Annotated in this window: 12 protein-coding genes and 1 pseudogene; 7 read left to right on the forward strand and 6 right to left on the reverse strand. The window is 67.0% G+C overall.

The genetic code is table 11. The features are described 5' to 3' along the window. The 3 genes and pseudogenes from E0E18_RS14105 to E0E18_RS02025 form a co-directional block, all read right to left on the reverse strand. A pseudogene (locus E0E18_RS14105) lies at positions 1–349 on the reverse strand (hypothetical protein); the annotation flags it as partial. A 4-nt stretch (positions 350–353) separates the two neighbouring features. Further along, on the reverse strand, positions 354–1,832 hold the full coding sequence (gene sufB, locus E0E18_RS02020; protein WP_272914242.1) for a Fe-S cluster assembly protein SufB: 1,479 nt from the start codon (positions 1,830–1,832) through the stop codon (positions 354–356). Position 1,833: 1 nt separating this feature from the next. Further along, positions 1,834–2,499, reverse strand: coding sequence for a helix-turn-helix transcriptional regulator (locus tag E0E18_RS02025; protein WP_066587741.1), 666 nt, complete (start codon positions 2,497–2,499; stop codon positions 1,834–1,836). 243 nt (positions 2,500–2,742) lie between these two features. On the opposite strand from E0E18_RS02025, the gene mptB reads away from it, so the two are divergent. From mptB to E0E18_RS02045, 4 genes are all read left to right on the forward strand, one after another. Next, positions 2,743–4,506: a polyprenol phosphomannose-dependent alpha 1,6 mannosyltransferase MptB gene (mptB, locus tag E0E18_RS02030; protein WP_202616676.1), complete on the forward strand. Its 1,764-nt coding sequence runs from the start codon at positions 2,743–2,745 to the stop codon at positions 4,504–4,506. A gap of 74 nt (positions 4,507–4,580) precedes the next feature. Beyond that, complete coding sequence (locus E0E18_RS02035) at positions 4,581–5,540, forward strand: ABC transporter ATP-binding protein (RefSeq protein ID WP_066587747.1); 960 nt, start codon at positions 4,581–4,583, stop codon at positions 5,538–5,540. After that, a complete protein-coding gene (locus E0E18_RS02040; protein ID WP_066587749.1) occupies positions 5,537–6,337 on the forward strand; it encodes an ABC transporter permease in 801 nt (266 codons plus the stop codon). The genes E0E18_RS02035 and E0E18_RS02040 overlap by 4 nt, the downstream gene beginning before the upstream one ends. A 113-nt stretch (positions 6,338–6,450) precedes the next feature. After that, positions 6,451–7,518 (forward strand): COX15/CtaA family protein, encoded by a 1,068-nt coding sequence (locus E0E18_RS02045; protein WP_110482509.1) that lies wholly within the window; start codon positions 6,451–6,453, stop codon positions 7,516–7,518. Between the two features lie 91 nt (positions 7,519–7,609). Here E0E18_RS02045 and E0E18_RS02050 read toward each other — a convergent pair whose 3' ends face one another. After that, positions 7,610–8,596 carry a hypothetical protein gene (locus E0E18_RS02050; protein ID WP_130839196.1) on the reverse strand — a complete coding sequence of 329 codons (987 nt, stop codon included), beginning with the start codon at positions 8,594–8,596 and terminating at the stop codon, positions 7,610–7,612. Between the two features lie 56 nt (positions 8,597–8,652). Continuing rightward, a complete protein-coding gene (locus E0E18_RS02055; protein WP_130839197.1) occupies positions 8,653–8,982 on the reverse strand; it encodes a hypothetical protein in 330 nt (109 codons plus the stop codon). A gap of 97 nt (positions 8,983–9,079) precedes the next feature. Here E0E18_RS02055 and E0E18_RS02060 point away from each other — a divergent pair, with 97 nt between their 5' ends. Then, entirely contained in the window at positions 9,080–9,592 is a 513-nt protein-coding gene (locus E0E18_RS02060) for a hypothetical protein (protein WP_130839198.1), read from the forward strand. Beyond that, complete coding sequence (locus E0E18_RS02065) at positions 9,567–9,959, forward strand: ImmA/IrrE family metallo-endopeptidase (RefSeq protein WP_202616677.1); 393 nt, start codon at positions 9,567–9,569, stop codon at positions 9,957–9,959. The genes E0E18_RS02060 and E0E18_RS02065 overlap by 26 nt, the downstream gene beginning before the upstream one ends. Positions 9,960–9,997: 38 nt before the next feature. Here E0E18_RS02065 and E0E18_RS02070 read toward each other — a convergent pair whose 3' ends face one another. Next, positions 9,998–10,954: a heme o synthase gene (locus E0E18_RS02070; RefSeq protein WP_272914252.1), complete on the reverse strand. Its 957-nt coding sequence runs from the start codon at positions 10,952–10,954 to the stop codon at positions 9,998–10,000. 204 nt (positions 10,955–11,158) lie between these two features. On the opposite strand from E0E18_RS02070, the gene tkt reads away from it, so the two are divergent. Continuing rightward, complete coding sequence (gene tkt, locus E0E18_RS02075) at positions 11,159–13,240, forward strand: transketolase (protein ID WP_130839201.1); 2,082 nt, start codon at positions 11,159–11,161, stop codon at positions 13,238–13,240. Positions 13,241–13,267: the final 27 nt, after the last annotated feature.

Here is a 13,267-nt window from a genome sequence, read left to right on the forward strand (position 1 = left end):
CCCCCCCTGTCTTCAGCCTCCCCTTTTGGTGGGCGGCGTCAGAGGTATATAAGAGACAGGGCCGGTCCGGCGCCCCCGCCACAGAACTGTCCATGGGCAGTTCTGTGGCGGTGACGCCGGACTGTCCTGCGGTGTCGACCGTCACTCTGGCGCGGACGGCGGGGGCGGCGGTGTCGTTCTGCAGCCCGCGGAGGCGCCGCAGCGGTGTGAAACGCCAGTCCTCGTCCCTGCCGTAGGGGACCGGGAAGTCCTCGGGGTCCGTTGACTGGAACCGGTCGCCCTTGGTGGGTGTCCGGTTGGCGGGGGTGAGTGAAGCCGGGGTGGTCGTCTTGGTCGTCAATGTCGTCATTGTCCTAGCCCACCGATCCTTCCATCTGCAGTTCGATCAGGCGGTTGAGTTCGAGTGCGTACTCCATCGGCAGCTCCTTGGCCACCGGCTCGACGAAGCCGCGGACGATCATCGCCATGGCCTCGTCCTGCTCCAGTCCCCTGCTCATCAGGTAGAACAGCTGGTCCTCGGAGACCTGCGACACCGTCGCCTCGTGCCCCAGGGTGACGTGATCGTTACGGATGTCGTTGTAGGGGTAGGTGTCGGACCGGGAGATCGAGTCGACCAGGAGGGCGTCACACTCCACGTTCGCGGTGGAGTGGTGGGCGTCCTTGTTGATCTGGATCAGGCCACGGTAGGCGGCACGACCACCGTTGCGCGCCACCGACTTCGAGACGATGTTGCTCGAGGTGTACGGGGCCATGTGCACCATCTTCCCGCCGGTGTCCTGGGTCTGTCCCTCACCGGCGAAGCCGATGGAGAGCACCTGGCCCTTGGCGTGCGGCCCTGTCATCCACACCGCCGGGTACTTCATGGTGATCTTGGAGCCGATGTTGCCGTCGACCCATTCCATCGTCGCGCCCTCTTCGGCACGGCAACGCTGGGTGACGAGGTTGTAGACGTTGGTCGACCAGTTCTGGATGGTGGTGTACCGGCACCGGCCGCCCTTCTTCACGATGATCTCGACGATCGCGGAGTGGAGCGAGTCCGACTGGTAGATCGGTGCGGTGCACCCTTCCACGTAGTGGACGAAGGCACCCTCGTCGACGATGATCAGGGTGCGCTCGAACTGACCCATGTTCTCGGTGTTGATCCGGAAGTAGGCCTGCAGCGGGATCTCCACGTGGACGCCCTTGGGGACGTAGACGAAGGATCCGCCCGACCACACTGCCGTGTTGAGTGCCGCGAACTTGTTGTCGCCGGCCGGGACGACGGTACCGAAGTATTCCCTGAACAGGTCGGGATGCTCACGCAGTGCCGTGTCCGTGTCGAGGAAGATCACACCCTGCTTCTCCAGGTCCTCGCGGATCTGGTGGTAGACGACCTCGGACTCGTACTGGGCGGCGACACCGGCGACGAGACGCTGCTTCTCCGCCTCCGGGATTCCGAGCTTGTCGTAGGTGTTGCGGATGTCCTCGGGCAGTTCCTCCCAGGACGTGGCCTGCTTCTCCGTCGACCGGACGAAGTACTTGAACTCGTCGAAGTCGATGTCGCTGAGGTCGGCGCCCCAGGTGGGCATGGGCTTGCGGCCGAAGGTGTCGAGTGCCTTGAGGCGACGCTCGAGCATCCACTCGGGTTCGTTCTTCTTCGCGGAGATCATCCGGACGACGTCCTCGGACAGGCCGCGTCGGGCGGACTCGCCCGCGGCGTCCGAGTCATGCCATCCGTACTCGTAGGCTCCTATGGAGTCGATGATTGCGTCGTCCTGACGCAGTTTCTCCTGGTCCTTGGCCAGCCGCGCCTCTTCGACGGCGTCCGGTGGGGTGGGTGCTGCTTGGGTCATGTCAGCTCTCCTTCGTGGGGGAAGGGTGAATGGTGGTCAGCGGAATGTGGGTGGTGCAGATGCCGTTGCCGTCGGCGATGGTCGCCAGCGGCTGGATGTGTCGGCCGAGCAGTTCCGCGACTACCCGGTGTTCCGCCGTGCAGAGTTCGGGGAACTCGTGCGCGACCTCCTGGACGGGACAGTGGTGGCGGCAGATCTGGACGCCGCCGCAGGCGTGGTCGACGGTCGCGGCGTACCCGCGGGAGGTCAGTGCCCCCGCGATCTGGCGGGCCTTTTCGTCGACAGAGCCGTCCCGGTCCGGACGGACCCCGCTGAACAGCTCCTCCATCCGCTGGTCGGCGAAACGTTCGACTGCGGCGTCCCCGCCCGTCTCGCGCAGCGCCCTGAGGGCCAGCAGTGCCAGACTGTCGTAATCATGTCCGAACTGGCCACGACCGGCGTCGGTGAGGCGGAACAGGCGTGCTGGCCTGCCCCGGCCTCTGGTGCCGGCGGCGGTGGCCCGGGGTGCCTCGACGGTTTCGGCGAGTCCCTCGGCGACGATGTTGTCGAGATGACGCCGTACCCCCGCGGCACTCAGGCCGAGTGCGTCGCTGATGTCCGTGGCACTGACCGGTCCGTTACGCAGGATCTGGGTGAGTACCGCCCTACGGGTGTCTCCCTCGCTCATCCTGCCCACCTCCTTGTGCTGTGCCTGGTTGCGCAGGCCCCGGTGTCCACCGGGGCCTCCATGATTAGACAACACGAGTGTGGCGTAATTCCTTCCCGTTGTCTAATAAGGGTAGGCTGACCTGCAACTTTCCAGGTGCTCCGTGGAGGTGAATTACGCAACGCGCCCGAGCGCGGCCGGGGCGTCCCACCCCCCGGCTAGAATGCCCGTGTGCCCCGCCGTGAAGCTCAACCGTCCCCCGGAATGTCCGGTCTCCGTTCCCTGTTCCCGGACCTCGGGACCGCAGGCTCACGCAGCGCGCTCCTGCACCGCCCCTCCCCGGAGACCGTCGGAACCCGGACCGTCTTCCCCGCCCGCGACCGCACCAGGTTCAGGGCGGCACAGCTGTCCGGAACCTTCGGGGCGGTCCTTGTCGCGGTCGGCGGTCTCGGTGCCGGCGCAGTACCGGTCGTCGACAACAGTCTCTGGTCCCTGCCTGTCGTGGGGTTCCTCTCACTGCTGCTCCACTCGACGACCGTCACCGTCTTCGTCGGCACCGGGTTCCTGGTGCTCGGATGGCTGATGATGTGGAGGTACTGTCTGCCGGCCCGTGACAGAGACGGCGCCGCGGCCCCGACGGTGCCCCTGCGGACCCTCTGGCGTACGGTCCTTGCCTGGTCACTGCCACTGCTGGCGACTGCCCCGCTGTTCACCCAGGACATCTACTCCTATCTCGCCCAGGGGTCGGTCGCCGCGCGTGGCCTCGACCCCTACTCCGCCGGGCCGGCGGACCTGCTGGGAGTCGACGACCCGCTGGCCAGGTCGGTCCCGCTGGTGTGGGCGCACTCCCCCGCCCCGTACGGGCCGGTGGCGGTGGGCCTGGCGTCACTGATCTACCGGGCGGTCGGGGACGCCGTGGGCCCCGCGGTCCTGCTCCACCGGGTGATCGCCGTCGCCGGGCTCGCACTGGCCGCGTGGGCGATGGTCAGACTGGCCCGTCGCTGCGGGGTGAGGCCTCAGGCGACCCTCTGGCTCGGTGCGCTCAATCCGCTCGTTCCCCTCCATCTCATCGGCGGACTCCACAACGAGGCACTGATGATGGGGCTGATGCTCGCCGGTCTGGAACTGTCCCTCACCGCGACCGACCGGAGCGCCGGACACCGGAACCGGTACCGGGTCCTGGTCGGTGCGGCGGGTCTGGTGCTCATCTGTTGCGCCGGCATGGTCAAGGTCACCGCCTTTCTTGCCCTGGGTTTCGCGGGGGTCGCCGTCGCCCGCTACCTCGGCGGAAGATTCCGCGACCTGGTCGCCGTGGCCTGCGTCTACCTGCTCGGAGCGGTGGCCGTCGTCGCCGCCTTCTCCTACGGGTCAGGTCTCGGGACCGGCTGGCTGCTGGTCCAGGGAGGTGCTGCCGACGTCGTCAGCTGGATGTCCCTGACCACCGACATCGGCCTGCTCAGCAGTTCAGTGGGAAGTGCGCTCGCTCTCGGCGACCACACGGACACCGCCCTGACGGTCATGCGGCTGGCCGGCCTTGCGGTCGGAGGGTTCTGGGTGGTCAGGATGCTGTGGGCTTCGTTCCGCGGGGCGGTGCACCCCGTCGGCGGCTTGGGAGTGGCGACATTCTTTCTCGTACTGTTCTTCCCCGTGGTCCACCCCTGGTACCTGCTCTGGGCTGTCATGCCGCTGGCAGCCTGGGCAGACCGGGCGGGCTTCCGGGTCACCGTGGCCGTGATCTCCTCGGCCCTGAGTTTCTTCATCCTTCCCCGGGGTCTGAACCTCCCGCCGTCGACGGTGTCCCTGATCTATCTCATGTTCGTGTTCTTCTTCCTCGTGCTCCTCGGGGTCGGGGTTCTCGCCTACCGTCGGATCCGGGCCGCAGAATCAGGTTCCGGTACGGCGCACGGAACGGTCACCGGGGCGGTGTCCGGGACGGTTCCCGGCAGTGGACCGAACAACGACGCGAACAACGCTGCCGCCGCCGCCAACGATGCTGCCGACGGCGCCGACTACACTGGAGCGTCGTGACGAATTCAGCGACGAGTTCAGCCGCCCGACCCGCCGACCGGCAACCGGGCCCTTCCCCGGAACCGGTCCTGCACATGGCGGGGGTCGTGAAGAAATTCGGTCCCGTGACCGCGGTGGACGGCCTGGACCTCGACCTCGGCAGGGCCGAGGTTCTGGCACTCCTCGGCCCCAATGGGGCAGGAAAGACCACGACCGTCGAGATGTGCGAGGGGTTCATCACCCCGGACAGGGGCACTGTCCGGGTTCTGGGGACGGACCCGGCCACCGATGCGGACCGTCTCCGGGGCCGTATCGGGATCATGCTTCAGGGTGGAGGCGCCTACCCGGGCATCAGGGTCGGTGAGATGCTCAGGCTCGCGGCGTCCTACTCCGCTGATCCTCTCGACCCGGACTGGCTGCTGGAGATCGTGGGGTTGTCAGGCCACGAGAAATCGAACTACCGGCGGCTGTCCGGCGGACAGCAGCAGCGGCTCTCGCTGGCACTCGCCCTTGTGGGCCGTCCGGAGCTGGTCTTCCTCGACGAACCGACGGCAGGTCTGGACGCCCAGTCCAGGCTCGCGGTGTGGGAGCTCATCTCAGCCCTGAGCAGGGACGGTGTGTCGGTTGTTCTGACCACCCATCTCATGGACGAGGCGGAGGCGCTTGCGGACCGGGTCGTGATCATCGACCACGGGGCGGTCGTCGCCCAGGGGACGGTCTCCGAGCTCACCGGGTCGGCTGACCCGGTGGTCACGGTGAAGTGTTCGGGAACTCCTGATCTGGACGCCCTCCGCGACCGGCTGCCCGGCGTCACGGTCACCGCGGTCCGCCCGGACCGTTTCACGGTGACCCCGGTTTCGCCGGCGTCGCACCCGTCTACGGTCTCCCCTGTGTCCCACGGGGCCGGTGGGACCTCTGCCGTCACTCCGGCCCTGGTGGCCGGCATCGCCTCCGCTGTCGGCGACCAGGGCGTCCTCATCACCTCACTGACCGTGGAACAGCGCAGTCTCGAAAGTGTGTTCCTCGACATCACCGGACGGGAGATCCGCTCATGAGCACCTCAGGGCACACCCCGGGCCGCTTCGCACCGGGGACGTTCCGTCCCGGTCCCTCGCGTGCACCCGCGGTCCAGATGCTGAAGTCCCAGGCGAAGATCGAGACTCTGCTGTTCCTCCGTCACGGGGAACAGCAGCTCGTGTCCCTCGTGATTCCCCTGGGAATGCTCGTGATCTTCAGTCTGCTGCCGCTCACCGGACTCGACGACCCGGTGGACTCGGTCTATCCCATGACCCTCGCGGTGGCACTGATGGGCGCGGGGTTCACCGGACAGTCCATATCGGTGGCGTTCGACCGGAGGTACGGGGCACTCAAACGCATCGGTGCCTCGGGTGTGCCCACGCGGATCCTCATCGCCGGCAGGATCGCAGCGGTCCTGGCCGCCGTCGTGACCCAGCTGGTTGTCCTGACAGCGGTGGCGCTGGTGCTGGGGTGGAGGCCCGACTTCGCCGGAGCACTGCCGGCGGCGGCGTTCCTCATTGTCGGAGCGGCCGCATTCACCGCACTCGGACTGCTGCTCGGCGGAACGCTCAGTTCCGACCTGGTCCTCGCCCTCGGCAACACCGTCTGGTTCCTTCTCATGGCTGCTGCCGTGGTGACTGTCCTCGACCCCGCGCTTCCCGTTCCGTTGACCGTCGCACTGGACGTGCTCCCCTCCGTGGCGCTGACCCACGGTCTGCTGGAGGCGGCTGCCGGCGGTTTCGACGGTGGTGCACTGCTCGTCCTCGTGGTGTGGGGTGTGGGGGGCACCCTCGCTGCGCTGCGCTGGTTCTCTTTCACGATGGACGCCGACTAGACTCGGCGACCGTGACCACGACGCCGGAGACGCCCGAGAAACTCAGCAGCCCTGTTCCGGAGGCGGCGGTGCCGGCAGTACCGCCGGCGGACGTCGCGGCTGCGGCGACCGCGTTGCGTGAACGTGCCGCCGCGGCCACCGGAGTGTTCCGGGGCCTGACTCTCCGCCTCTACGCGGCCGTGGCCCGCCTGTGCCGCCGTCTGCCTGTGCCCACGGTGCAACGGCAGTGGCTCTACGCTGTCATCCTCATGTTCTGCCAGGGGGGCATCACCTTCACCGGATCTCTGGTGAGGGTCACAGGCTCCGGCCTGGGCTGTCCGACGTGGCCGGAGTGCCAGCCGGGTTCCCTGGTCCCGGAGTCGGGGGCGGCGCCGGCGATCCACCAGGCCATCGAGTTCGGCAACCGGATGCTCACTTTCGTCGTGTCCCTTGCCGCGTTGCTGGCGTTCCTGGCGGTCCTGCGTGCGGCCCGCCGCAGTTCACTGCTGGACATTGCCTTTCTGCAGGGTCTGGGGATCATAGCCCAGGCGGTCATCGGCGGCGTCACCGTCCACATGGATCTGGCGTGGTGGATGGTCATGGCGCACTTCCTGCCGTCGATGCTGCTGACTTTCTTCGCGGCCGTGCTGGTGGTGAAGGTCCGCGAGCCTGATGACGCGGTGAAGCACGCCGGTATGCCGGCGGCCCTGCGGTGGGCCACCTGGATCTCTGCGGCCAGTCTGGCGGTGGTTCTGGTCACCGGGACGATGACGACCAGTTCCGGCCCCCACGCCGGTGACGACGCTATCCGGCAGTCCGACCGACTGCAGATACCGCTGATCGAGATGGCGAACCTTCACGCCCACGGGATGTACCTTTACCTGGGTGTGACTGTCGGGCTGCTGGCTGGTCTTTTCGCTGTCCGGGCTGACCGCAGGATTCTGAGGGTGGCAGGCTGGCTCATTCTGGGCATAGTCCTGCAGGCGGCTGTGGGGATCATCCAGTACAACATGAATGTGCCCAGGTGGACGGTCCCCCTGCACGTCATCGGTTCTGCCGTGCTCACTGCGGCGACCGGGATGCTGTGGTCGATGAGGTTCCGCAGGGGGGATGCCTCACTTGACCGGACCTTCGACAACTGGGAGGACGGACAGGGCAGGCAGGACGCCCGGGGCGGGGACGCGGACACTGTCCGGTCCTGAGGCTGCCGGACAGAAGGAGGGCGGGTGCGGGCGCTCCGGCCCCGGTGCGCAACGGCAGCCGTCCGGGGGGGACATCGGGGTCGGTGGAGGGTCAGCGGGGAGGAAGCGTCCCCAGGTAGGACTGCCGGTACCGGTCGGTGACGCGACGGGTCGCCGACCTCTCCGGTGGGAGTCCGTCATTGAGAGGTTGCGGCAGTCCCACGGTCGGAAGATCCATCGGCAACCGGACGGGTACCTCTGCCATGAACGTCGTGACCACTGACTCGACCGCTTCTTCGTCGGCGGCGAAGTGCCGGTCGGCAAGGTGACTGGTGTCCACCCGTCCGAGGCCGAGGTCGGTGGCAAAGTCTTCGCGGGAGTACCCGGCCCGTCGGGCTCCGTCCGCAGTCATGGGCGCGAAATAGTAGGTGTAGGACCGGTACAGGTCGCAGTCTCCGATACCCGGAGGGGTCCCGTCCGGAAAGGCTTTCCGGGTTCTTTCCCCGGCTGCGCGCTCCGCTGCCCTGTCGAGAGCTTTCCATATGAGCACTGCCGCGGTCACTCCGAGTACCAGTCCGAAGATCCCGGTGAAAAAGCCGACCCCGAAAAGCTGCACAACCACCGCTGCCGTAACGAGGACCGTGACGGCTTTCGCCGGTGCCCGGAGCCTGACGGCCGGTGGTTTCTCAACTGAAGAGACCCGGCTTTCGGCCTCGCTCACCAACTGTCTGACAGTCCGTGCATCTGCGACGAAGGCTAATCTGAATGACGCCCTGTACTCCCTGATCACTGTCAGAAACGGGACGGCAAATCCCTTCTCCCATGCCGTGTACTTCTTTCCGGTGGTGGTGTCCAGCCACTGCTGGTAGCGGAAGTTCCGGTTCTCCGCTATCTCCCTCTGCTGGGCCTCGAGCTGTGCCCGTGCGATCTCAGAATGGTCCTGAGATTCCCGGAGAATCCGGTCGAGCTGGTCGTTGGCCAGGTTCTGGGAGCGGAGAATTTGCTGCTGGGCGGCCAACGACTGCTTCTCTCTCCGTATTCTCCTGTCTCTTTCGGAGCCGCCGAAGAAGTCGTCTACGGCATCTTCAAAGTCTGGCATGACGGTATAAGGTGTCCTTTCCGCGGTCTGACTGAGTCAGTAGGTGTCAGTCAGTGTCAGTCTGAGTCACCGGAAACGAGCCGTGTCCAGATGTGCAGTTCGCGGGGTGTTCCCATCAGGGAGGCGACATGCACGGCCATGGGCAGTCCCACAGGGGCGCCGTTTCTCAGTGCGTGGAGTTCTTCAGGGGTGACGCGCAGCGATGCTGCGAGTTCACGGTCGTCGGTGATGCCGAGGGATCCGGCTATACGGTCGAGTGCTCCGGGTCGGAACTCATAGACTGCCCGTACCATCGGCTCCCCTCCCTCCGCTGCGATCTGCCCGTGGCGCCGGTCTGCGGGCACCGGCCGGCCGGCTCCGGGCCGGTAGTCCGGATCTTCCGGCACCTGAAATACATAATGCAATCTCAGCGGACAATATGCAACAGTCCGCGGATGTGCTCTCCCCCCGCGTATGACTACATCGTGCACTAGCATGGGGACAATGAATTACCGTGCGTGGATCAACGCGCTCATCGGAACGGACACTCTCCGGGTCGCCTCAGCGAAGATCGGTCTCTCCCACAGCACCATCACCCGCCAGCTCAGCCGGGGTACCCTCACTCCCACGGCCGTCATCTCACTGTGCCGCGCCTACGGGAGATCTCCGGTGGACGGACTGGTGGAGACCGGCTACCTACGGGCCGAGGAGACCGAAGGTGTCGGTGTGCCCCGTGCGCTCGTCGCCGCGACCAACCAGGAACTGCTCGACGAAGTCCTGCGGCGCAGCGATCCTGAGGCCCGCACCCTTTTCGGTCTGGACGATGACCTCATCAACCCCGCTCCGGAGGGTCGGCACGCGGGAGCGACAGGGGGTACGGGAAGGCAGGGAAAACAGCCTGTCACCGACCGTGACGACGGCACGGTGGTCTCCTGGCGGCCGCACCCTCATGCGGCCGACGGCAGCCCGGACGAGGATGAAGGACGCGCGGATGCCGGAAGCGACCCCCTCCACTGAGGATCTGCTGGCCCTGGCAGAGCTGCTCACCGGCAGCAGCGTCCGCTGGTACCGGGGTGGCCCCAAGGGTGAGTGGGACAGTGACGCCCGACGGATAAGTGTGCGCCACGGAATGTCGGACGCCCAGACCAGATCGACTCTCGCGCACGAGCTCGCGCATGTGGTCCACGCCGACCCTGCGGACTGCGGAGGCGCGCAGGAGGCGCGGGCAGACCGCTTCGCCGCACATCTGCTGATACGCGTGGAGGACTTCGTCCGGGCGGAAACTGTCTACGGCGGGGACGAGGACAGGATTGCCGAGGAACTCGGGGTCACCCGACACCTCGTCAAGGCATGGAAACGCTCGGTGGCAGGGCACCCGGACTGACCCGCTGGCGGGCCCGGGGGAATTCCGGGAAGCTGCAGTCAGGCGCCGCCGAGCATCTCCGCGACCGTCTGCAGTCCGACCACGGCGTCCACCGAGAGCCCGACAAAGAGGATGGACAGGTAATTGTTCGACAGGAAGAACAGGTTCATGGGTTTGACCTTCTCGCCGCTCTTCACTCCGGTGTGCAGGGCCCAGGCCCGGATGAGGAACCAGGCACCACTGACGACGGCGACTGCCGCGTAGATCCAGCCGGCCGCGGGAACCAGGAGCAGGGAACAGATGACTGTCGCCCACGTGTACCAGAGGATCTGGCGGGTGACCTCCACCGGTGGTTTGACCACCGGCATCATCGGAATTCCCGCGGCCTCGTAGTCCTCGCGGTAGCGCATGCCGAGGGCCCAGGTGTGCGGTGGCGTCCAGAAGAAGATGATCAGGAACAGCACCAGTGCCTGCCCCCATGACTCCCAGCCGGCGTGGAAGGCACCGCCGGTGGCGTCGGTCGTCGTCGCCCATCCGACCATCACCGGCATACATCCGGCCGCACCACCCCAGATGACGTTCTGCCAGGTCCGCCGCTTGAGCCACTTCGTGTAGACGAAGATGTAGAAGAGGATCGTGACGATGATGAACACGGCGGCCAGCCACGATCCGCAGAGCAGCCAGAGCCACAGGACACTGGCCACCGTCAGGCACCACGCGAACACCGTCGCCTGACGCTTGGTCACGGTGTGACGGGCCAGGGGGCGCCTGTGGGTCCGGCGCATGATCTGGTCGATGTCGTAGTCGGCGATCATGTTGAAGGCGTTCGCCGCAGCAGCGCCCATCCACCCGCCCACCAGGGTCAGCAGGACGAGTCCCAGGTCGATCTGACCGCGCTGCGCCTGGAGCATGGAGGGGATCGCGGCCACAAGGAGAAGCTCGATGACCCGTGGCTTGGTCAGCGAGATGTACGCCTTGATCTTCTCCACAGGTTTCCTGTCCTCCGTCTGCCACAGTCATGTCGCCGTCCCCGCTGACCGGGCAAAGTTGACCGGGCAAACCGGAACTCTCCTCCGGCGACCGACGGCGGCGCTGCCAGTCCGTCAGGTTACCTGAGCCCCACCGGTGATCGTAATCCACCGCACCGCAGCCCCATAACCATTCCGGGGGCACTACACTGTCGGGGTATCCCCGAAACACTTCAGGAAGGCGACCCCAGCGTGACTCTCCCCCCGGAACTCGAATCCCGTACCGTCCGGCGCTACCCGGAGGACTGGACTGAGCTCGACACCCGGGCGGTCGACACCGCGCGAGTGCTCGCGGCAGACGCCGTCGAGAACTGCGGATCCGGCCATCCGGGCACCGCCATGTCTCTCGCTCCCCTGGCCTACACCCTCTACCAGCGTGTGCTGCGGCACGATCCCGCAGACCCCGCCTGGATCGGCCGTGACCGTTTCGTCCTCTCGGCAGGTCACAGTTCCCTCACCCAGTACATCCAGCTCTACCTGGGCGGATTCGGTCTGGAACTCGACGACCTCAGGGCCCTGCGCACCTGGGGCTCCCTCACACCAGGTCACCCGGAGGTCGGGCACACCCCCGGGGTGGAGATCACCACCGGACCGCTCGGACAGGGCCTCGCGTCCGCCGTGGGTATGGCCATGGCCTCCCGCCGTGAGCGCGGGCTCTTCGACCCGGACGCCCCGGCCGGGGAGTCCCCTTTCGACCATCGCATCTACGTCATCGCCTCCGACGGTGACCTCCAGGAGGGTGTCACGGCCGAGGCGTCCTCGCTTGCCGGCACCCAGCAGCTGGGGAACCTCATTGTCTTCTGGGACGACAACTCGATCTCCATCGAGGACAACACCGACATCGCCTTCACCGAGGACGTCGTGGCCCGCTACGCCGCCTACGGCTGGCAGACCCTCGAGGCGGACGCCGAGGACGTCACCGCGATACTCGCCGCCGTGAAGGAGGCGCAGGCCGACACGGCCCGGCCGTCCTTCATCCGGATCCGGTCGGTCATCGGTTACCCCGCCCCCACCAAGATGAACACCGGCAGCGCCCACGGGGCGGCGCTCGGGGCCGACGAGGTCGCCGGTGTCAAGAAGATCCTCGGCTTCGACCCGGAGCAGAGCTTCGCCGTGGACGACGACGTCATCGCCCACACCCGGCGACTGCGCGAGCGCGCGGCAACGGCACACGCAGACTGGCGGAAGGACTTCGACGCCTGGTCCTCAGAGAATCCGGACCGCCGTGAACTCCTCGACAGGCTGAGCGAACGGCGTCTGCCGGAGGGCTTCGACGCCGACCTGCCGACCTGGCAGGCCGGGGAGAACCTGGCGACCCGCAAGGCGTCCGAGGCGGCCCTCCAGGCACTGGGCGCGACTCTTCCGGAACTGTGGGGAGGGTCGGCCGACCTTGCCGGGTCAACCAACACCATCATCAAGGGCTCCCCCTCCTTCGGACCGGTCTCGATCTCCACCGGGGCCTGGGACGCCGAGCCTTTCGGCCGTAACCTCCACTTCGGGATCCGGGAGCACGCCATGGGGGCGATCCTCAACGGCATCGCCCTGCACGGCGGCACCCGTCCCTACGGTGCGACATTCCTCCAGTTCTCCGACTACATGCGGGGCGCCGTCCGTCTCGGCGCCCTGATGGGCACGGACGTCTACTACGTCTGGACGCACGACTCCATCGGCCTCGGCGAGGACGGCCCCACCCACCAGCCGGTCGAGCACCTCGCGGCGCTGCGCGCGATCCCGAACCTGTCGGTCATCCGTCCGGCGGACGCCAACGAGACTGCCGTGGCGTGGGCCGCTGCGCTGAAGGCCCCGGCCGCCCCGAAGGCACTGGTCCTCACCCGTCAGGGTGTCCCCGTCCTCGAGGGCACCGCCGACCTGGCCGCTGCGGGTGTCCCACGCGGCGCCTATGTGCTCGTCGAGTCCACCACCGAGGTACCGCAGGTGATCCTCCTGGCCACCGGTTCCGAAGTCCAGCTCGCCGTCGAGGCCGCTGCGACGCTGGAGGCCGGTGGAACGGGTACGCGGGTCGTCTCCGTTCCCTGCATGGAGTGGTTCGAGCAGCAGGACGCCGACTACCGGGAATCCGTGCTGCCCTCCGCTGTCACCGCCAGGGTCTCTGTCGAGGCCGGTATCGCGATGCCGTGGAAGGCCTACACCGGACTCGACGGTGTGAACATCTCACTCGAACACTTCGGTGCCTCCGCCGACTACAAGACCCTCTACCGCGAGTACGGCATCACCGCCGACGCCGTGGTCGACGCCGCCCGTTCCCTCCTCTGATCCCGGTACACCCACCACTGAAAGCTG

Origin of the sequence: Corynebacterium neomassiliense, from assembly GCF_900626215.1 — a bacterium.
GTDB classification, from domain to species: domain Bacteria; phylum Actinomycetota; class Actinomycetes; order Mycobacteriales; family Mycobacteriaceae; genus Corynebacterium; species Corynebacterium neomassiliense.